Annotated in this window: 13 protein-coding genes, 1 tRNA gene and 2 pseudogenes; 4 read left to right on the top strand and 12 right to left on the bottom strand. The window is 72.4% G+C overall.

The features are described from left to right. Positions 1 to 116 precede the first annotated feature (116 nt). The 6 genes and pseudogenes from ACI79P_RS19455 to ACI79P_RS19430 form a co-directional block, all read right to left on the bottom strand. Positions 117 to 1,637, bottom strand: coding sequence for an amidase (locus ACI79P_RS19455; RefSeq protein ID WP_456582705.1), 1,521 nt, complete (start codon positions 1,635 to 1,637; stop codon positions 117 to 119). Then, positions 1,627 to 3,093, bottom strand: coding sequence for a sodium:solute symporter family transporter (locus ACI79P_RS19450; protein WP_456582704.1), 1,467 nt, complete (start codon positions 3,091 to 3,093; stop codon positions 1,627 to 1,629). The genes ACI79P_RS19455 and ACI79P_RS19450 overlap by 11 nt, the downstream gene beginning before the upstream one ends. A 17-nt stretch (positions 3,094 to 3,110) precedes the next feature. Continuing rightward, the gene (locus ACI79P_RS19445; protein ID WP_456582703.1) at positions 3,111 to 3,236 is read right to left on the bottom strand and encodes a hypothetical protein; all 126 of its coding nucleotides are present in this window, start codon (positions 3,234 to 3,236) and stop codon (positions 3,111 to 3,113) included. 152 nt (positions 3,237 to 3,388) lie between these two features. Further along, the gene (locus ACI79P_RS19440; protein WP_456582702.1) at positions 3,389 to 4,627 is read right to left on the bottom strand and encodes a PucR family transcriptional regulator; all 1,239 of its coding nucleotides are present in this window, start codon (positions 4,625 to 4,627) and stop codon (positions 3,389 to 3,391) included. 229 nt (positions 4,628 to 4,856) lie between these two features. Further along, a pseudogene (locus tag ACI79P_RS19435) lies at positions 4,857 to 4,925 on the bottom strand (hypothetical protein); the annotation flags it as partial. Positions 4,926 to 4,943: 18 nt separating this feature from the next. After that, positions 4,944 to 5,696: an IS110 family transposase gene (locus ACI79P_RS19430; RefSeq protein WP_456582701.1), complete on the bottom strand. Its 753-nt coding sequence runs from the start codon at positions 5,694 to 5,696 to the stop codon at positions 4,944 to 4,946. Between the two features lie 222 nt (positions 5,697 to 5,918). On the opposite strand from ACI79P_RS19430, the pseudogene ACI79P_RS19425 reads away from it, so the two are divergent. Together ACI79P_RS19425 and ACI79P_RS19420 are read left to right on the top strand one after the other, a co-directional pair. After that, positions 5,919 to 6,458, top strand: a pseudogene (locus ACI79P_RS19425) (IS110 family transposase); the annotation flags it as partial. A 245-nt stretch (positions 6,459 to 6,703) separates the two neighbouring features. Beyond that, entirely contained in the window at positions 6,704 to 6,973 is a 270-nt protein-coding gene (locus tag ACI79P_RS19420) for a transposase (RefSeq protein WP_456582718.1), read from the top strand. A gap of 318 nt (positions 6,974 to 7,291) precedes the next feature. Here the strand turns inward: ACI79P_RS19420 and ACI79P_RS19415 are convergent. The 3 genes from ACI79P_RS19415 to tmk form a co-directional block, all read right to left on the bottom strand. After that, positions 7,292 to 7,364 (bottom strand) — tRNA-Thr (locus tag ACI79P_RS19415). A gap of 57 nt (positions 7,365 to 7,421) precedes the next feature. Further along, on the bottom strand, positions 7,422 to 8,609 hold the full coding sequence (locus ACI79P_RS19410) for a DNA polymerase III subunit delta' (RefSeq protein ID WP_456582700.1): 1,188 nt from the start codon (positions 8,607 to 8,609) through the stop codon (positions 7,422 to 7,424). Beyond that, positions 8,606 to 10,825 carry a dTMP kinase gene (gene tmk / locus ACI79P_RS19405; protein WP_456582699.1) on the bottom strand — a complete coding sequence of 740 codons (2,220 nt, stop codon included), beginning with the start codon at positions 10,823 to 10,825 and terminating at the stop codon, positions 8,606 to 8,608. Before tmk ends, ACI79P_RS19410 begins: the two co-directional genes overlap by 4 nt. Positions 10,826 to 11,073: 248 nt before the next feature. On the opposite strand from tmk, the gene ACI79P_RS19400 reads away from it, so the two are divergent. Then, positions 11,074 to 11,886, top strand: a complete 813-nt coding sequence (locus ACI79P_RS19400) for a trans-aconitate 2-methyltransferase (protein ID WP_456582698.1) — start codon at positions 11,074 to 11,076, stop codon at positions 11,884 to 11,886. 77 nt (positions 11,887 to 11,963) lie between these two features. On the opposite strand, the gene ACI79P_RS19395 is transcribed toward ACI79P_RS19400, so the two are convergent. From ACI79P_RS19395 to ACI79P_RS19385, 3 genes are all read right to left on the bottom strand, one after another. Further along, on the bottom strand, positions 11,964 to 12,770 hold the full coding sequence (locus ACI79P_RS19395) for a class I SAM-dependent methyltransferase (RefSeq protein ID WP_456582697.1): 807 nt from the start codon (positions 12,768 to 12,770) through the stop codon (positions 11,964 to 11,966). Continuing rightward, positions 12,770 to 15,628, bottom strand: coding sequence for a type I DNA topoisomerase (topA, locus tag ACI79P_RS19390; protein WP_456582696.1), 2,859 nt, complete (start codon positions 15,626 to 15,628; stop codon positions 12,770 to 12,772). Before topA ends, ACI79P_RS19395 begins: the two co-directional genes overlap by 1 nt. A 262-nt stretch (positions 15,629 to 15,890) precedes the next feature. Continuing rightward, a complete protein-coding gene (locus tag ACI79P_RS19385; protein ID WP_456582717.1) occupies positions 15,891 to 18,155 on the bottom strand; it encodes a sodium-translocating pyrophosphatase in 2,265 nt (754 codons plus the stop codon). 210 nt (positions 18,156 to 18,365) lie between these two features. On the opposite strand from ACI79P_RS19385, the gene ACI79P_RS19380 reads away from it, so the two are divergent. Continuing rightward, on the top strand, positions 18,366 to 20,858 hold the full coding sequence (locus tag ACI79P_RS19380; protein WP_456582695.1) for a DEAD/DEAH box helicase: 2,493 nt from the start codon (positions 18,366 to 18,368) through the stop codon (positions 20,856 to 20,858). Positions 20,859 to 20,906 lie beyond the last annotated feature (48 nt).

The following is a 20,906-nucleotide window of genomic DNA, read 5'->3' as shown; positions in this document are numbered from 1 at the left end:
CGCCCGCGGCGGGACCCTGCAGGAGGGCCGTCTTCCCGCGCCGGACGCACCGACGGCGGCACACCCCTGAGGGGCGTGCCGCCGTCAGCCGACCCCGCGACCGTTCGGCGGCTCGGTCAGATCCGGGGCGAGCGCGCTTTCTCCGGCCGCCACCCCCGACCGGCTCCGGACGTGCCGAGGCCGGCGGCGCCCAGTGGATCCGGGACGAGACCCGCGATCCGGCGTGCCATCGCGAGCACCTCGTGGTCGTGGAACGGGCGGCCGATGACCTGCACGGAGACGGGCATCCCTTCCCGTGACCGCCCGCACAGGACCGATGCCACAGGTACTTCGAAGAGGCTGATCGCGCGGCACGGAGCGAGGAGCTTCCAGTAGCCCACCTGGTTCCCGTCGACTGCCAGTTCACGAACTCCGAGGGGGAAGGAGAGGGTCAGTGAGACGGGCATCAGGAGGATCGGGAACTCGTCCAGCATCTGGAGCAGCCGCATCCGCAGGTAGTCACGCTCGGCCATCGCCTCCAGGTACTCGTCGACGTGGCCGGGCCTCGCCGCCAGCACCTCCCTGAGCTGAGGACTGAGCTGGGCTTCCCTCCCTTCCACGAGCGGGCGGATGTCGGCCATGCCCTCGATCGCCCGGACCCGGGTGAAGACCTCCTCCGCTGTCCGGAGCACGCCGGGATCTCGCTCCTCGACGCTCGAGCCCGAGGCCTGCAGCGTGTCGACGAGTTCGCGGAGCACGTCGAGGATGTCCGCCCGCACCGGATGGCTTCCTTCACCCGGCAACCAGCCGACCCGGAGACGCGACAGTTCCACCGCGGCGGACGGGACGAGGGGCACCGGCACCGCGTGCGGATCCTTGCCGTCCGGACCGGACATGACCTCCAGCGCCAGCTCGAGGTCGTCCACCGAACGAGTGAGCGGCCCGATCGTCTGCAGCCTCGCCTGGAAACCGAGCGAGTTGGGCAGCCCCTGGTCGCGATAGGAGTGGGCGAACTGGCCCGTCCCCGGGATCAATCCGCAGGTGGGCCTCATCCCCGCGAGCCCGACGCACTGGGCCGGCCAGCGGACCGAGCCACCGTAGTCGGTCCCGATACCGAGCGGCGCGAAACCGGCTGCCACGGCAGCGCTGACACCCCCGCTCGAGCCGCCTGGCGTGAGCGCGGGATCGAGCGGGTTACGGGTCGGCCCGAAGACGTCGTTGTCCGTCTGGATGTCTGACGCGAACTCCGGAGTGTTCCCCTTGCCGAGCACGATGGCGCCCGCTTCTCGCAACCGCGCGACCGCCGAGGCGTCGGCCCGCGGAACGTGGTCGGCGAGCAGTCTGCTGCCCCAGGTCGTCCGCATGCCGGCGGTCGCGATGTTGTCCTTGACCACCACCGGGATCCCGGTTAGTGGCCGGTGTTCGCCACGCCGCAACTGCGCGTCCGCCTCGGCCGCCGCCTGCAGGAGGACGTCCTCCTCCTGGACGGTGACGAGGGCGTTCAGTTCCCCGTTCCTCTCGGAGATCCTGGTCAGACAGGCGCGCATCACCTCGGCGGCGGAGACATCACCGTCTCGCATGAGCTCGGCCAGTGTCGATGCATCGAGACCGGTGATGTCTCCGGCCGTCGGCAGAGGTGATGGCGAACTACCTGGCATCCGGGCTCCCCGATCGAGCGCCCTCGCGGGCGCGCGGGGCCGGGAAGAACTGCTCGATCACCCGAGCCGGCGGTGGAGGAGTCAGGTAGGTCACCGCCACCATGGCCGGCAGGGTGCACAGCAAGGCCACCTGGATGTGGTATAGCCCCATCGGGTTGCCGAGCTGGTTCCACACGATAAAGGAGACCGGCGCCACGATCATCACGGTCAGCGCCCCCTGCTTGTTGAAGCGGGGCCAGAACACCGAGCCGACGAAGAGAAGCCCGAAGACCAAGCCCAGCACGCCGAAAGCGGGGTAGAGCAGGAAAGCGAGCAGCTCGGGCGGGTTCAGCGCGTAGATGATGCTGAGCACGCCGATGACGAGTGTCGTCCCCCTGGCAACGAGCACCCGTTGGTGATTGCTCAGCGAGAGGTCGAGAGTCTTCGTCAGGATGTCGTTCTCGACCGTCGATGCCAGCACCAGGAGGATCGAGTCGATCGTCGACATCATGGCGGCCGCAAGAGCAGCGAGGACGATCGTGCTGACGAATACCGGCAGCAACTCCTCCGTCATCACGAGGAACGTGCTGTCCGGCTCCTCCGTCAGCTCGGGGAACAGCGATCGCGCGTACAGGCCGATCAGGACGATGACGATCTCCAGGACGGCAACCAACGACATCACCAGCAGGAACCCGTGCCTCAGGGAGCGCCCGTTCCGCACGGAGAAGAACCGCACGATGAAGTACGGCGCACCGAAGGCTCCGAAGAAGCTCAGCATGATGAACGAGACGAAGTAGGAGCTACCCGGTTCTATGTCGGTGGGCCAGGACACCATTCCCGCCGGGTTGTTCTCCGACAGCGCGCCACCCAGGCCCCCGAAGCCGACCTCGTAGACGGCGACGGCGAGCAGGATGGACGCTCCGATGGCCAGCATCAGACCCTGGATGGCGTCGGTCCACACGACCGCGCGAAAGCCACCGAACGCCACGTAGAGGAAGACCAGAGCGCCGAACACCCAGACACCACTCGTGTAGCCGAACGGCGTCAAGTGCTCGATCAGGAGGCCGGCTGCGAAGTAGTTGGCGGCCAGCAGCGGCACCAGGAACACGAGCAGGACGAGAGCCGAGGCCAGTCGGGGAGACTTCCCGTAGAACCGCGCGTGCATGAAGTCGGGAATGGTGACCGCGCCGGTCCGCTTCGCCAGCACCATGACCCGCGGCCCCAGCAGGTACCAGGTCAGGAAGATGGCGAGGGTGAAGAACACGGCGACCCAGACGAAGAAGGGCCCCCAGAGCATCGAGAGGGACGTCCAGCCGATGAGGGCGCCGGCGCTCACCATGCTGGCCAGGTACGTCAGCGCGGTGAGGGGGCCGGAGATGCCGCGGTCACCGAGATAGAAGGACTCCGTGGTCCCCTTCGTCTTGCGCCCCGCGAAGAGCCCGACCGCGAAGACGGCGAGGAAGTAGACGATGAACACGGTGGCGACTGTCCAGCTCATCGGTCGACCCCCAGCCTCTCCTCGTCGTCGAGCACTCGGGCGAGGAACCTGCCGCTCAGGAGGAACGCGGCCAGGAGGATCGAGATTTGCAGGGCGATTGCGATCCAGAATCCGATGGGCATGAAGATCTCCTGATCATCCGAATGAGCTGTCGTGCGACGACCCGTCTCCCAGACCCGTCCGCTGGATGTGAGGGACGTCACGCGCGTCGAACGTAGGACCCGGCCAAGAGGCAGGCAATGTTCATTCCAGCCACTCTCACGGCGCCAGAATGTCAGCCGCTGCCATTCTGATCCAGCGAGCCGGCGACCTCCCCCGTGAGGCGACTCCTGGTCTCGCAGGCCAGCAGCAGTTCGGCTCGGCGGTGCCCGCTGTCGACGAAGGGGCCGACCAGGGACTCCAGACGCGCCAGGCGGTTCCGAATGGTGTTGTAGTGGAACGTCATCTCGGTGGCGGTTCTGGTGATCGAGCAATTGTTCATCAACAAGACGTGCAACGTGCCCAGGAGTTCGTCGTCATGATGGAGGACTCCCAGGGCGTTCTGGACGAAGGCCGGCGCCAGTCCCTGGCTGACCAGCGCATCGACCAGCTGGTGGATCCCCGTGTCGGAGAACCACTGGATCCGCTCCGTGCGGGCACGCGGATCTCCTGCTGTGACCTGGAGCGCCCGGTTCGCCTGGCCGAACGAGCGTCGCCACTCGACGAGGGACTCGGCCAGGTTGCCGACGCCACACCTGATCGCCTGATCGCCGCGTGCCAGCGCTTCCAGGACGCCCCGGAGCGAAGCCAGCACATCCTGCGCGCAGCGCTGCGGCACGACAAGCAGGATGTGATCCGCATAAGGGAAGATCAGGACACGGTGTGCAGCCGTGTCCATCGATCTGGTGATGCGCTCGCTGAGCAGCTGGTAGGAGCTCAGCGTGAGCGCGCTGTCTGCCCTCAGCACGCAGACGTGGACCGATGTGCCGATCGGGACCGCCAGCAGCTCGAAGACCGCAGCGAGTTCCAGCTCGGAAGCCGATGATCGCTCGTTCACGAGTTGGCGCAGGTACTCCCCGAACTCACGGACCCGGGCCTGGCTCGCCAGGGCCTGCCGGTGGCGGTCGATCACCTCCGAGAAGTAGGTCTCCTGCAGATCGGTGAAGGCCAGGTCGAGAGGCATGGCGACGACGGGGAAGTGCAGTTCGTCCGCACGCCTGGTCACCACCGGGGAAAAGCCGCCGATGTATCTCCCGCCGATCTTGACGACCAGGGCAGCGACGCCCTTGCGCTTCAATCCCTCGATCAGGGCGACCAGTTGCTCGTCGTCGAAGTCCTGCATCGGGTACCCCGAGGTGACCAGGATCTCCCCCGCCCTCACCCAGGGCAGCACGTCCGGCACCTCCATCATGTTCATGCGCACGACTTCGGCGGTGAGTCCAGCGGCACCGGCGACCACGGAGGCCCCTCTCATGGGAGGCAACCCGAGAACCTCCTGGACGGAGAGATGTTCGGGCGCGAGTCGATCGGGCATGCGTTGCTCCTATCTCAAGCCGCCTGCGGCAGGGGCGCCGCGGCGAGCTGGTCGGTGGGTCGGAGGTGGTGGAGGACCACCCGGGCGAGGCGTCGTTTGAGGGCTCGTAGGGGTCCCATGCTGGTGTCTCCGTTGGCGCGTCGGCGCTGGTAGTAGGCCCGCCCAGACCGTCGAGGCGGATCTGGGTGGCCGCGAAGCGGTGTAGGGCGGCGTTGAGTTGCCGGTTACCACCGCGGGCCAGTCGGTGCCGGTCGGTCTTGCCCGAGGACGCCGGGATGGAAGCGACCCCGGCGTGCATGGCGAAACAGGCCTCGGATCAAAATCGGGCCGGGTTGGCCGTCTCACCCAGCAGCTTGGCCGCCATCAGCGGCCCGCAGCCGGGCAGTACGAGCAGCTGCGGGGTCTGCGCCCGCACCAGCGTGGTGAGGTCCTTATCTAGCGCGCTGATCCGGCCGGTGAGAGTCCGGATGTCGGCCAGCTCCTCCAGCGCGATCCGTCGCAGCGTGCTGGCCGGTAGCTCCTCGAGTCGGGCCTGCGCCCGGTCCTGGTGCCGGCTCAGGTCTAATCCACGGGCGGGCACGTCGAACTCCGGGTCGAGCTCGTGCAGCCGCCAGCGCAGCCGGTTCTGCAGCCGTGTGCGGGTGGCGACCAGGTCCTCGCGGTGGTCGACCAGCAGCTTGAGCTCCCGGGAGGCGTGGGTGTGCTGGGCGCGCGGCAGATCCGGCTCGCGCAGCGCCTCACGGGCGATCGCCAGCGCGTCGATCGGATCGGACTTGCCCCGGGTGCGGGCGCTGGTGCGGGTCTGGGCCATCAGCTTGGGCGGCACCCGCACCACCGCGGCACCGGCGTCCAGCAGGGCCCGCTCCAGCCGGGCGGAGACATGCCGGCAGTCCTCCACCGCGAACACCACGGCAGCGGTGAACTCACTGACGGCCCAGCCCAGCAGCTGCCGGTGCCCGGCGTCGGTCGCCCGCACCGTCAGCGGCCCACCGACCTGCCGCCCGGCTTGGTCGACCGCGACCGCGCAGTGGGTCTGCTTGTGGACGTCGATCCCAACCATGACCACCATGAAGGGGCCTCCTCTCCAGTCCGAAAAGGGACGGTCGGGCCGGCCGGCGGACACACCTCAGTGGGGACGCTGCCACGCTCCTGACTTGTTGGATAGCCGCAGGTCGCTGGGTCTGCAGCTCTGGCGTCCAAGAATGCCGGGCGGGCTGGCTGGCAGTGCTCCTTGCCGCCTACGGGCTGGCTCACTGATAGCTTGCCGCGCCCGCCCGGCACTCGCCGTGGCGTGGCTCAACAGAGGCGTGACCCCATCCTGAAGTCAGCTGCCCGCCGCGGAGACTCCTGCATTCGCGACGAGAGGCAGCACGTGATCACGATCGGGATCGACCCGCATGAGAGCTCCCTGACCGCGGTCGCGGTGGACCCGACCGGCCGCGACCTCGGGACGGTGCGCCTGCCGGTGACTGAGAACCTCGGGGCTCAGCTGCTCGCCTGGGCGCAGAGCTGGCAGGACCGTCACTGGGCCGTGGACGGTGCCACCGATCTGGTCCGTGGTGTCGCGCAGCTGCTGGCCACCGCCGAGGAGCAGGTACTGGACGTACCGGCCAAGCTCGCCGCCCGTGCCCGTCTGCTCGGTTCGGGTAGCGCACGAAAGACCGACGTCACCGACGCCGCATCGGTGGCCGCGGTCGCCCAGCGCAACGTGTGGTTGCGGCCGGTTCGGGCGGAGGACCACACGGTGATCATGCGGCTGCTGTCTGACCGTCGCGACGACCTGGTCGCCGAGCGCACTCGCACCATGAACCGGCTGCACGTGCTGCTGCGCGACCTGCATCCCGGGGGCGCCAAGCGTGACCTCAGCACGCGGCAGGCCGGCGCCCTCCTGCGAACGATCCGCCCCCTGACCGCGCCCGACCAGCTACGCAAGAGTCTGGCCCGCGACCTGCTCGCCGACGTCCGTCGACTCGAGTTGGCGATCAAGGGAGCAACCAAAACGCTGACCGCTGCACTGCAGGAGAACGGCAGCTCGCTGACCGGGATCCACGACTCGGCCCGGTCACGGCCGCCAAGATCGTCGCGCACACTGGCGATGTCAGTCGGTTTCCCAGCCGGCATCACTTCGCCAGCTACTGCGGCACCGCACCGATTGAGGCCTCCAGTGGCGACCTTCGTCGACACCGGCTCTCCCGCGCTGGCAACCGCCAACTCAACGCCGCCATCCACGTCGTGGCGGTCTACCAGGCTCGCGACGATGGAGCGGGCCGTGACCACTACAGGCGGAAGCTCACCCAGGCCAAGACGCCCCCGCCGAGGCTCGGCGAAGCCTCAACCGGCAGCTGACCAACGTGATCTACAAGCGCCTGCTCGCCGACCAGCAGCGCATCCCGCAGCACCACGCTTGACACATAGAGGCGCTATTAAGTCACGCCGGTCGGCCCTGACCAGCGGTGATCGGCACAACGCATAATCGCCAACCCCGAAGAGCGAAAGCGACCCTACGAGCCAGACCACCACCGGCCAGGATCCCAACCACCGCAACCAGCCGGTGCGGCGTCAGCACCCTGACACTGACGGCGACTCTAGCCATCGGCATACCGGTGGGAGGGGCTCTGACCTCGGTACGGGACGGCCCTGGTGAGAGCCCGCTCTCCGAGCGAGAGCCGCCTGTCGGAATCGAACCGACGACCTTCTCATTACGAGTGAGATGCTCTACCGACTGAGCTAAGGCGGCGAACTGCCCGCCTAGCGTACGACACCCTTCCGCGCGCTCCGCGCAGGGTCCGCGGTGTCAGGAGGGCAGGCGCAGCGCGACGGTGAGCGCCTCCACGGCCACCTGCGGCTTCACGTTCTGCTCCAGCGCTTCGCGGCAGGCCAGGATCGCGTCGATGCGGCGCAGCGCTCCCTCGGCGCCGATCCGGCGCGCCAGCTCCTCGGCGTCGGCGCGGCGGTCCGGGTGGTTGAGCGGGAGCTGCTCCGCCGGTGCGGAGTCGAGGACCAGCGCGTCCCGGTAGAGCCCCGCCAGGTCCACCAGGGCCCGGTCGAGCGAATCCCGCCCGATCCGGGTGGCCCGGGACTTCTGCCGGCGCTCGAGCTCCTTGAGCTGGCCGGCACCGCCCCGGCTGGCCGCGACGACGCCCGGCCCCCGCGCACCCATGCCGAGGCTCGTCTTCAGCGCCTCCGTCTCGGCGCCGTCCAGCGCCCCGGTAGCGGCCTCGGTCTCCTCCTTGGCCGAACCGACGAGGTCGTCGGCGGCGTCGAGGCAGGCGGCGAGCGAGACCAGCCGGAGCGGGACGTCCAGCACGGCCTTGCGCGTCATCCGCGCCTCCTCGTCGCGGGCCAGCCGCCGGGCCCGGCCGACGTGCCCGCCCGAGGCGGCCGCCGACCAGGCGGCGAGCGCCGGGGCGACGCCGTCGCGCCGGACCAGCACCTCGGCGATCGCGTCCACCGTCGGGGTGCGCAGCGCGACCACCCGGCAGCGGGACCGGATGGTGACCGGCACGTCGTCCGGGTGCAGGCTCGGCGCGCAGAGCATCACCACCGTCCGCGGCGGTGGCTCCTCGATCATCTTGAGCACGGCGTTCGCGGCCGCCTCGCTCATCCGGTCGGCGTCCTCGACGATGATCATCTGCCAGCGCCCCTGGGACGGCGCCCGCCCTGCCACCCGCACCAGCTCGCGCGCCTCGAGCACACCGATGGAGAGCCCGTCGGGCACGATGACGTGCACGTCGGCGTGCGTGCCGGTCAGCACCGTGCGGCAGGCGTGGCAGGTGCCGTCGCCGCCCGCGGGGCACTGCAGCGCCGCGGCGAAGGCCCGGGCAGCCACCGAACGGCCCGAACCGGGCGGGCCCGTGAACAGCCAGGCGTGCGTCATCGCGGTCGGGTCGGCGATCGCCGCCCGCAGCTCGGCCACCACCGCCGGCTGCCCGATCACCTGCGTCCAGACGCCCTCGTCGGGCGCCACCACCGGGGCCGTCACGGGTGCAGCTGCGGCGTGGCGCCGGTCTGGGCGTGCGGGTGGCGGGACGCGGGCTCGACCCGGCCGTCATCCCGGAGCTCCGGCTCCGGCTGGGCCTCCGGGCTCGTGGCCGGCGCGGCGGGGGTCTGCAGGGGCAGGCCGGAGAGCAGCTCGGCCACCCGCACCCGGATGGCCGCCGCGAGCTCGTCCGGCGATCGCCGCGCGTCGAGCACCAGGTATCGGTCGGGGTCGGCCTCGGCGAGCTCCTGGAAGGTCCGCCGCACGCGCTGGTGGAACTCCAGCGACTCCGACTCCAGCCGGTCGGCGGCGGCCCGGCCGCGGGCGCGGGCCAGCCCCACCTCCGGCGGGAGGTCCAGCAGGATGGTCAGGTCGGGGCGCAGCCCCTGCGCGGCCCAGCGGGAGAGCATGCGGACGTCGTCGAGCGGGATGGTGCGCCCGGCCCCCTGGTAGGCCAGCGAGCTGTCGATGAACCGGTCGGTGATGACGACCTCGCCGGCGTCGAGCGCAGGCCGCAGCACCTCGTGCACGTGCTGCGCGCGGTCGGCGGCGTAGAGCAGCGCCTCCGTCCGCGGCGCGATGCCCACCTGGGCCCGGTCGAGCACGATGGAGCGGATGCCCGCGCCCGGTGGGGTCGCGCCGGGCTCGAAGGAGGCCCGGGCCGTCAGCCCCTCGTCGCTGAGCCACTCCTGCAGCCGGCGCACCTGGGTGGACTTGCCGGCGCCCTCCCCGCCCTCGAAGGCGATGAGCACCCCGCCTCCGGCCAGCCGTCGCCGGGCCGTGGTGTCGCGGCGCAGCGCGGTGACGACGTCGGCGAGGAGCGGCACCGGACGGCCGTCGTCCATCTGCCGGTAGGCCGCCAACCCGACGCCCACGGCGAGCAGCCCGGCCGCGAACAGCATGATCCGCTCGCCGGAGAGCGGCAGCGCGAAGGCGCCGAGGTCGAGTTCCTGCCGCCCGATCAGGCCCACCCCGATCGGGACCAGGGCGAGGGAGACGATCAGCGACGCCCGCACCAGGGACTGCACGATGGCGAACGTGCGGCCCCGGATCTCGTCCTCCACCTCGGTGCCGATCAGGGTGATGCCGGCCAGGAAGGCCATGCCGGCGAAGAACCCCATGAGGACCACGAGCAGCAGCGAGATCCACAGCGCGAAGGACCAGGACAGCAGCAGCACCGCGATGCCGGCGCCGACGATCGCCACCCCGAAGATCCGCTCCCGGGCCAGGTCCCGGGCGACGCTCGGGCCGATCCCGATACCGAGCCCCAGGCCGATGAAGACCGCCCCGAACAGCAGCCCGTAGGCCGCCTCCCCGCCGCCGAGCACCTCGACGTAGGCCTGGCCGGTGGCGATGATCGCGCCCGCCGCGACGAACGCCCCGGTGATGCCCACGACGAGGCCCCGGACGAGCCGGGTGTGGCCGGCGAAGGAGAAGCCCTTCACCAGCGAGCCCAGGAAGCTCTCCTGCTGGCCGACGACCTCACCGGCGGCGCGGCGGCCGCTGATGGACGGCAGGTTCCAGATGACCACGGCGGCGACCAGGAACGTGAGGGCGTTCAGGTAGAGGGCGAGGTCCACCTCGTTCACCCCGGGCAGCAGGGTGCTGACCTGGCCGCCCACGCTGGTGAGCACCGCGAAGACGATGGCCGCGATCACCGGCGTCAACCCGTAGGTGGTGACCAGCGAGAGCTGGTTGGCCGCCTCCAGCTGGTCCTTGCGGAGCATGTTCGGGACGGCGGCGTCCTTGGCCGGGATCCAGAACAGGCTGAAGGCCTCGATGACGAACTGGGCGATGAACAGCCAGATCAGGTTGTCGACGATCGGGATCGAGGCGAACAGCCCGAAGCGGAAGATGTCGGTGACCACCATCGTCTTGCGCCGGTCGAACCGGTCGGCGAAGGCACCGGCGACCGGACCGAGCACGATGGCCGGGAGCAGCCGGAACAGCAGGACGCCGGCCAGCGCGAAGTTCTGCGCGGCGTAGTCGTCGAAGGTCAGCGTCGCCGTCACGGTGATGGCCAGCAGGCCCAGCCAGTCGCCGAAGCTCGACAGCAGCGTCGACAGCCAGAGCTTGCGGAAGTCGCGCACCCGCAGCACCGCGCGGATCTTGGCCGCGGTACCCACCGCGCCGGAGCCGTCCGCGCCCGAGGCGGACGCACCCGAGGGTCCGCCGTCCTCGGCGACCTCGGTCAGCGGCGGCCCCGCCGACGGCGGCACCGGCGTGCCGGCGGGCGGCAGACCGTCACCCGGGGCAGCACCGGCAGCCCCGTCGGACGGGGGTACCGGGGGCGTCGGCTCGACCGGAATCGCGGGCTCCCAAGGTCGGAGGGCACCGGGACGGAGCGGGCCCCAGCGGGGCAACGGTACCGGTCGGCCGAGACGATTCCGGCTCCTTCCTGCCCGGTCGGGTCGAACTGATCCGCACGGTCCCACCGACGTCCACGCCGCGGACTAGGGTGCGGCCGGTGACGGGTACAGCGGGCTCGGCGGGCGGCGCGGCCGGTCCATGGCGGCCCGACGCCTACCTGCGCTTCGCCGGCGAGCGGGCGCGGCCCTTCGTCGACCTCCTCGCCCGGGTCGGCGCCGAGGCCCCGCGGAGCGTCGTCGACCTGGGCTGCGGCGAGGGCTCGCTGACCGCCTCGCTGGCCCGGCGCTGGCCCGGGGCCGGCATCACCGGTGTCGACTCCTCCCCCGAGATGCTCGCCGCCGCGGAGGCCGCCACCGGGCACGGCGTGCAGTTCCGCCTCGGCGACGTGCGCGACTGGGCGCCCCCCGGTCCGGTGGACGTGGTCGTCAGCAACGCCGTCCTCCACTGGGTGCCCGGGCACCCGGAGCTGATGGGGCGCTGGGCCGCGGCGCTCCCCGCGGGCGGCTGGCTGGCCGTGCAGGTGCCGGGCAACTTCCGTGCCCCCACCCACGCGCTGCTCGCCGACCTGTGCCGGAGCCCGGAGTGGGCCGACCGCACCGCCGACGTCGCGCCGCGGGCGGACACCGTCCTCGAGCCCGCCGGGTACGCCGAGGTGCTGACCGCCGCCGGACTCCTGCCCGACGTCTGGGAGACCACGTACCTGCACGTGCTGACCGGGCCCGACGCGGTGCTGACCTGGGTGCGTTCGACGGTGCTGCGCCCGGTGCTCGCCCGGCTGGACGACGCCGCCGCGACCGCGTTCACCGACGCCTACGCCGCCGCCCTGCGGCAGGCCTACCCGCAGCGCCCCGACGGCACCACGCTGCTGCCCTTCCGGCGGGTCTTCGCCGTCGGCACCCGCCCGTCCTGATCCCGTAGACGTCGGGCGCGGGTGCTCGGGTTTGGCGCCCGGACCTGGGCGCCGGCGCAGATCGACGGGCAGCGACCTCAGCGCGGGGTGAGCCGGTAGGCGTGGGTCCGGTAGGGCAGCTCGAGCTCGGTGCGGCCGCGCGTGTCCGGGTGCCCGGCCAGCAGCGCCCGGACGGCGAAGAGGAACTCCTCACGCCGAGCGTCGTCCATGACAGCGACGTAGCTGCGGGTGGCGACGCCGCCGACGACGTCCTCGGGGGTCACGCGCTGCACGACCGCCGACTCCACGACCTCGACGTCGGCCCCGAGCTCCGCGGCGAAGCGGTCCACGACGCGCTGGTCGGCCTCGTGCCCGCGGGCTTCGTCGGAGACGACCTCACCGAGCGCGGCGACCCAGGGAACGCGCTCGTCGCGGGTGTTCCAGACCAGCCCGAGCACTCCGCCGGGGCGCAGCACCCGGCGCAGCTCGCGGGCGGCCGGGCCCGGGTCGAACCAGTGCGCGGCCTGACCCGCCACCACCGCGTCGACCGAGGCGTCCTCCACGGGAATCGCCTCGGCGGTGCCCACCGCCGTCTCGATCCCCGGCCGGCGGCTGCGCAGCTCGGCCAGCATCTCCGGGGAAGGGTCCACCGCCCGGGCGCGGTGCCCGAGGCCGAGCACCACCTCGGTGAGCAGGCCCGTGCCCGCGCCGAGGTCCAGCACCTCCAGCGGCCGCCGGCCGACCAGGAACTCCACGGCGTCGGCCGGGTAGGTCGGCCGCAGCGCGGCGTAGCTCCCCGCGACTCCCCCGAAGGAACGCGCCCGGGCCTGCAGGGCGACGTCCTCCGGCCCCGTCCGGAGCCTCGCCCCGCGCTCGCGAGGGGTGAGGGGGGCGGGGTCCTCCATCAGCCGGCCGAGACCGGGTCCGCGGCCTGCTTCGTCGTCTTCTTGGCGGTCGCCTTCTTCGCGGTGGTCTTCTTGGCCGCCGTCTTCTTGGCCGTGGTCTTCTTGGCGGCCTTCTTCTTGGTCGCCGGCCCGCGGGCGCGCCGGTCGGCCAGCAGCTCCGCGGCCCGCTCGATGGTGATCGACTCGACGTCGTCGTCCTTGCGCAGGCTGGCGTTGGTCTCGCCGTCGGTCACGTAGGGGCCGAACCGGCCCTCGCGGACGGTGACCTGGCCCTGCGTGACCGGGTCGGGCCCGAGCTCCTTGAGCGGGGGCTTGGCGGCCGCCCGGCCACGCTGCTTGGGCTGCGCGAAGATCGCCAGCGCCTCCTCCAGCGTGGTGGTGAAGAGCTTCTCCTCACCGTCCAGCGAGCGGGAGTCGGTGCCCTTCTTGAGGTATGGCCCGTAGCGGCCGTTGAGCGCCTGGATCTCCTCGCCGTCGGGCGCGGTCCCCACGGTGCGCGGCAGGGTGAGCAGCTTCAGCGCGTCCTCGATCGTCACCGTCTCCGGGGACATCGACGAGAACAGGCTGGCCGTGCGCGGCGACTCCTTGCTGCCCTCGGGGACGACGGTGGTGACGTAGGGGCCGTAGCGGCCGGCCTTCACCACCACCGGGTGGCCCGACTCCGGGTCGGTGCCCAGCTCCCGGTCGCTCGACGGCGCGGCCAGCAGTTCGCGGACCTTCTCGGTGGTCAGCTCGTCGGGCGCGAGGTCCTCGGGGATGCTGACCCGCGCGCCCTCCTCGCCGTCGACCTGCAGGTACGGGCCGTAGCGGCCGACGCGGACGACGACCGGCCGGCCGGCTTCGTCGGTGGCGCGCAGCGGGATGGAGTTGATGCCGCGGGCATCGATCTCCTCGAGCCGCTGGCCGATGACGTGCTTGAGGCCACCGGACTGCGCGATCGCGCCGGCGTGCCGGCCCTCACCGCCGAAGTAGAACTCGGTCAGCCAGGTGACCCGCTGGAGGGTGCCGCCGGCGATCTCGTCGAGCTCCTCCTCCAGCGACGCGGTGAAGTCGTAGTCGACGAGCTGGGCGAAGTACTGCTCCAGCAGGTTCACCACGGCGAAGGCGACGAACGACGGGACGAGGGCGTTGCCCTTCTTCCAGACGTACCCGCGGTCCTGGATGGTCTGCATGATCGACGCGAAGGTCGAGGGCCGGCCGATCCCCAGCTCCTCCAGCCGGGCGACCAGGCTGGGCTCGGTGTAGCGGGACGGCGGCTGCGTGGTGTGCCCCTTGGCGTCCAGCGACCGGGTGTCCAGCTGCTGGCCGCGCTCGAGGCGGGGCAGCCGGCGCTCGGCGTCGTCGCTGCCGTGGTCCTCGTCGCCGTCCTTCGCCGCGCCCTCGTCGCGGGACTCGACGTAGGCCCGGAGGAAGCCGGGGAAGGTGATCGTGCGGCCGCTGGCGGTGAACTCGACCGCCTCGTCGGTGGTGCTGCGGCCGGCCAGCCGGACGCTGACGGTCTGTCCGACGGCGTCGGCCATCTGGGAGGCGACGGTGCGCTGCCAGATCAGCTCGTAGAGCCGGAACTCGTCCCGCGCCAGGCCGGCGGCGAGCTGGCCGGGGGTCCGGAAGCTGTCACCGGCGGGGCGGATGGCCTCGTGCGCCTCCTGGGCGCCCTTGGACTTCTTCGCGTAGCGCCGCGCCTCGGCCGGGACGTAGGCGTCGCCGTACAGCTCGCGGGCCTGGGTTCGGGCCGCGTTGATCGCCTCGTTCGACAGGTTCGTCGAGTCGGTCCGCATGTAGGTGATGTGGCCGTTCTCGTACAACCGCTGCGCGACCCGCATGACCTGCGCCGAGGACCAGCCCAGCTTGCGGCCGGCCTCCATCTGCAGCGTCGAGGTGGTGAACGGCGCGTACGGGCGACGGCGGTAGGGCTTCTCGTCGACCCGGCTGACGCTGACCTGACGCCCCTCGAGCCGCGCGGCCAGACCGCGGGCACCGGCCTCGTCGAGGTGGACGACGTCGCCGGTGACCCGCCCGGTGGCGGCGTCGAAGTCCTTGCCGGTGGCGACCCGGCTGTCGTCGACGCTGACCAGCTTCGCGCGGACGGTGGTGGGCTCGCCGGCGTCGGCGCCGGTGCGCTGGCCGGCGACGGCGAAGGTGCCCTCCAGCGACCAGTAGTCCGCCGAGGTGAACGCCATCCGCTCCCGCTCGCGCTCGACGACGATGCGGGTGGCCACGGACTGGACGCGCCCGGCCGACAGCTTGGGCAGCACCTTCTTCCAGAGGACCGGGCTGACCTCGTAGCCGTAGAGCCGGTCGAGGATGCGGCGGGTCTCCTGGGCGTCGACCAGGTGCGTGTCCAGGTCGCGCGGGTTGGCCACGGCGCGGGCGATCGCCTCGGGGGTGATCTCGTGGAAGACCATCCGGCGCACCGGGACGCGCGGCTTGAGGGTGTCGATCAGGTGCCAGGCGATGGCCTCGCCCTCGCGGTCCTCATCTGTGGCCAGGTAGATCTCGCTGGCGTTCTTGACCAGCTGCTTGAGCCGGGTCACCTGCTGCTTGCGGTCGGGGCTGACCACGTAGAGCGGCTCGAAGGAGTTGTCCACGTCGACGCCGAGCCGGGCCCAGGCCGCGCCCTTGTGCTCGGCCGGCACGTCGGCGGCGTTGCGCGGGAGGTCGCGGATGTGCCCGACGCTGGCCTCGACGACGTAGCCGCTGCCCAGGTAGCCGGCGATCTTGTTGGCCTTGGTCGGCGACTCGACGATGACCAGCGGCCGGCCGCCGGGCGCGGCCGAGCCCCGGCGGGTGGGCGCCTTGGCGGCGTCGTCCGTCGTGGGCTCGTTCTCGGTGCCGGGCTGCGTGGTCTTCGTGGGCACGGGACTCCTGTCGGTGGTGCTGAGGTGGTGCGGATGCGGCGCGCCTGGTCCGGGCCGGGCGACCCGGTACGCCGGCCCCGGGGGTCCGGGACCGGGCGGGCGTCACCGCGGACGCCCCTCGGCGGGCCACGGTAGGCCACGCCGGCGCCGGTGCGCCGGGCGCGACCTGTCCGTGGGCGTGCCGCCACCCCGACCAACGTGGATGGTGCGGCGGTGTTCCCGCAGGTGGAAGACGGCGTACCGCCAAGGGGTCAGGCGCCGCTCACGGAGCGCTGGTGGTCAGCTCGGAGCCGGTCGGGCTCGCCGCTGACCCACCGACGACGATCGAGCGGCGCTTGGAGACGACGACCGCGGCCACGACCACCGCCACGGCGCCGAGCGCGATCGCGACCCGCACCGGGGTGTTGGCGTCCTCGCCCACCGACAGGGCGACCACCGCGGGCGCGATGAGCAGCGCCACCAGGTTCATCACCTTGATCAGCGGGTTGATCGCGGGGCCGGCGGTGTCCTTGAACGGGTCGCCGACGGTGTCGCCGATGACGGTGGCGGCGTGGGCCTCGCTGCCCTTCCCGCCGTAGCTGCCGTCCTCCACCATCTTCTTGGCGTTGTCCCAGGCGCCGCCGGAGTTGGAGAGGAACACCGCCATGAGGGTGCCGGCCGCGATCGCGCCGACGAGGTAGGCGGCCAGCGGCCCGATCCCCAGGCCGAAGCCCACGGCCACCGGGGCGAGCACGGCCAGCAGGCCCGGGGTGGCCAGCTCGCGCAGCGAGTCCTTCGTGCAGATGTCGACCACGGCGCCGTAGTCGGGGCGCTCGGTGAAGGTCATGATCCCGGGATGGGTGCGGAACTGCTCGCGCACCTCGAACACCACCCGCCCGGCCGCCCGGGACACCGCGCTGATGGCCAGCCCGGAGAAGAAGAACACCACCGCGGCGCCCAGCACCGCGCCGACGACGTTGTTCGGGTTCACCAGGCTGAAGGCGTCGCCGAGCGTGGCGCCGGCCTCGTCGAGGGCGACGGCGACCTGGGCGTTGTAGGACCCGAAGAGCGCCGTGGCCGCGAGGACGGCGGTGGCGATCGCGATCCCCTTGGTGATCGCCTTGGTGGTGTTCCCGATGGCGTCGAGGTCGGTGAGGACGCGTGCGCCCTCCTCGTCGATGTCGCCGGACATCTCGGCGATGCCCTGCGCGTTGTCGCTCACCGGACCGAAGGTGTCCATCGAGACGATGACGCCGGCCGTGGTGAGCAGCCCGCAGCCGGCGAGCGCGACGGCGTAGAGCGCCGCCCCTCCCCCGATCAGGAAGGCGCCGTAGACCGCGCCGCCGATGAGCAGGGCCGCGTACACCGCCGACTCCAGCCCGAGCGAGATACCGGACAGGATCACGGTGGCCGGCCCGGTCAGCGAGCTGCGGCCGACGTCCTGGACGGGCTTGCGGCTGGTCTCGGTGAAGTAGCCCGTGAGCTGCTGGATGGCCGCGGCCAGGACGACGCCGACGAGCACGGCGACGAAGCCGAGCACCTGCGGGCTGACCGGCAGGTCGGCGCCTCCGCCGGTGCCGGGGAGCAGGGTGAAGGAGGCGACGGCGACCAGCAGCAGCGACACCGCGGCGGAGACGAAGAAGCCGCGGTTGATGGGGGCCAGGCCGTTGCGGTCGTTCTTGCCCGGGTTGGTGGCCAGGACGCCCACGACCGAGGCGATGACACCGATGGCGGCGACGACCAGCGGGAAGACCATGCCGATCGACCCGAAGAAGACCTGGCCCAGGATCAGCGCGGCGACGAGCGTGACGGCGTAGGACTCGAAGAGGTCGGCGGCCATCCCGGCGCAGTCGCCGACGTTGTCCCCCACGTTGTCGGCGATGGTCGCGGCGTTGCGCGGATCGTCCTCCGGGATGCCGGCCTCCACCTTGCCGACCAGGTCGGCGCCGACGTCGGCCGCCTTGGTGAAGATGCCGCCGCCGACCCGCATGAACATCGCGAGCAGCGCACCGCCGAAGCCGAAGCCCTCCAGGACCACCGGCGCGGTGTCGTCGAAGAGCAGGAGCACCAGCGCCGCACCGAAGAGGCCCAGCCCGATGGTGATCATCCCGCACACACCGCCGGTGCGGTACGCGATGCGGAAGGCCGGGCGGTAGCCGCCACCCTGCGCCGCCGCGGCCATCCGCACGTTGCCGCGGGTGGCCAGCGTCATCCCGATGAAGCCCACCAGCGCCGAGAACAGCGCGCCGACGAGGAAGAACACCGCCCGGCCCAGCCGCGTGCCCAGACCGCCCTCGGCCACCGGGAGGACCAGCAGCACCGCGAAGACGATGACGGCGAAGACCGCGAGGGTGCGGAACTGCCGGCGCAGGTACGCCGCCGCTCCCTCCTGCACCGCCCGCGCGATCTCCTGCATCTTCTCCGTGCCCTGGTCGGCGGCGAGGACCGCGCGGACCAGGTAGGCGGCGAAGACCAGGGCGGCCAGGGAGATGACGAGGACGACGGCGACGAGCGCGGTCTCCCCGCCGGACAGCGAACCCTCGGGCATGGATCCTCCAGGCATCGGCGGCCACCCGGGAGGCACCGTGCTCCCGGTCGGGGCGCAGGTCGGCGTGCGACGCCCCGACGGGACCGCCGGAGCAGGAACGCGGCGAAGTGTAAGGCAGATCACACTTTCTGCGACCCCCTTCTCGTCCCGCGGGGTCCACGGGCCCCCGGGGACGACGGCAAGTTGCGCGCGGGTGTGACAGTGGGACGCGTGACCACGCTCCACCCGGTCCGGTCGGCTCCCCCTCCCGGCACGGACGACCGGTCCGGGGGCGGCTGGGGGCCGGGCGGCCCGGTACCCAACGGCGGGGAGCTGCTGGCGGCCCTGCTGGCCGGGACGGCCGAGGACGAGCAGCCGGTCACCCACGTCCACCACCTGCCGGTGCGCGAGAGCCGCACCGCCGGCTGGCCGGAGTGGGTGGAGCCCGGTCTCCGCGACCGGCTCGTCGCCCGCGGCGTGCAGGCCCCCTGGCAGCACCAGGTCGCGGCCGCGCAGGCCGCCCGCGACGGCCGGCACGTCGTCGTCGCTACCGGGACCGCGTCGGGGAAGTCGCTTGCCTACCAGCTGCCGGCCCTGACCAGGCTGGCCGAGGACCCGCGCGCCTGCGTGCTCTACCTGGCGCCCACCAAGGCCCTCGCCAGGGACCAGCTCGCCTCGGTGGCGGCGCTCGCCGACCCGTCGGTGCGGCCGGCCGCCTACGACGGCGACACCCCGGCGGAGGAGCGGGACTGGGTCCGGCGGCACTCGCGCTGGATCGTCACCAACCCCGACATGCTGCACCGCGGGATACTGCCGGCCCACCAGCGCTGGTCGAGCACGCTGCGGCGGGTCGCCTACGTGGTCATCGACGAGTGCCACGCCTACCGCGGCGTCTTCGGCTCGCACGTCGGCCACGTGCTGCGCCGGCTGCGGCGGATCTGCCGGCGCTACGGCGCCGAGCCGGTGTTCGTGCTCGCGTCGGCCACCGTCGCCGACCCGGCCGCCGCGGCCACCCGGCTGGTCGGCGAGGAGGTCCTCGCCGTCACCGACGACGGCTCCCCGCGCCCGGGCGCCACCTTCGCGCTGTGGGAGCCGCCGCTGACGGAGCGGACGGGCGAGCACGGGGCGCCGCTGCGCCGCTCGGCCGCCGCCGACGCCGCCGGGCTGCTCGCCGACCTGGTCGAGCGCGGCGCGCGCACACTGGCGTTCGTCCGCTCCCGCCGCAGCGCCGAGTCGGTGGCCGAGCAGGCCCGCCGGCTGCTGCACGACCGCGGCCGCGCCGACCTGGTGGGCCGGGTCGACTCCTACCGCGGCGGCTACCTGCCCGAGGAGCGCCGGGAGCTGGAGCGGGCGCTCTCGGCCGGGACCCTGCTGGGCGTGGCGACCACCAACGCCCTCGAGCTCGGCATCGACATCGCCGGGCTGGACGCCGTGGTGCTCGCCGGCTACCCCGGCACGCTGGCCTCGCTGTGGCAGCAGGCGGGCCGCGCCGGGCGGGCGCAGCGCGAGTCGCTGGTGGTCTTCGTCGCCCGTGACGACCCGCTGGACCACTACCTGGCCCACCACCCGCGGGCGGTGTTCGGCCGTCCCGTCGAGGCCACCGTCACCGACCCGGCCAACCCCTACGTGCTCGGCCCGCAGCTGTGCTGCGCCGCGGCCGAGCTCCCCCTGGTGCCCGCGGACCTCGCCGACTTCGGCGGTCCGGTGGCCGAGGCGCAACTGGAGGAGCTCGTGGCCGCCGGCCAGCTGCGCCGGCGCCCGGCCGGCTGGTACTGGGCCGGGCGCGGCCGCCCCGACGTCGACATCCGCGGCAGCGGCGACGAGCCGGTGGCGATCATCGAGGCGGGCACCGGGCGGCTGCTGGGCACCGTGGACGGCGGAGCCGCGCACTCGACGGTGCACGAGGGCGCGCTCTACGTGCACCGCGGCGACACCTTCGTCGTCGACGAGTTCGACGTGGAGGACGCCTGCGCGGTCGTGCACCCCGAGAGCCCCGACTGGACCACCGTCGCGCGCGACGTGACCGACCTGTCCATCGTCTCGGTCGAGCAGACCCGGCGGCTGGGCACGGTCACGGCGCACACCGGCGTGGTGGACGTGACCAACCAGGTGGTGGCCTACCAGCGGCGCCGGCTGGGCAGCGGGGAGGTGCTGGCGGAGTTCCCGCTGGACCTGCCGCCGCGCCAGCTGCGCACCAAGGCGGTGTGGCTGACCCTCGAGGACCGCGCCGTGGAGCGGGCCGAGGTCGACGACGCGGCCCTGCCCGGCTCGCTGCACGCCGCCGAGCACGCGGCGATCGGCATCCTCCCGCTGCTGGCGACGTGCGACCGGTGGGACCTCGGCGGGCTGTCGACGGCGGTCCACCCCGACACCGGCACCGCGGCCGTGTTCGTCTACGACGGGCACCCCGGCGGCGCGGGCTTCAGCGAGCGCGGGTACGCGGCGCTGCGCCGGTGGTTGCAGGCCACGCGGGCGACCGTCGCCAGCTGCGAGTGCGAGGCCGGCTGCCCCTCGTGCGTGCAGTCGCCCAAGTGCGGCAACGGCAACGACCCCCTCGACAAGGCCGGCGCGGTCCGGGTGCTCGACGTCGTGCTCGACGAGCTGGCCGCCGCGGACGAGCGGGGGGCGGACGACCCCGACCACGACGAGGACGACGCCGGGCCGGCCGCCGCCGCGCCGGCCGTCGGCGTTCCCGGACCGGCCGAGGAGGACCTCGTCTTCTGACCCGGCGTCTTCTGACCCGGCGTCTTCTGACCCGGCGGCGACCGGGCC

The sequence above is a fragment of the Blastococcus sp. SYSU DS0510 genome, from assembly GCF_054050835.1.
The sequence above is the reverse complement of the archived record's forward strand: the minus strand, read 5'-3'. Positions and strand labels throughout refer to the sequence as shown.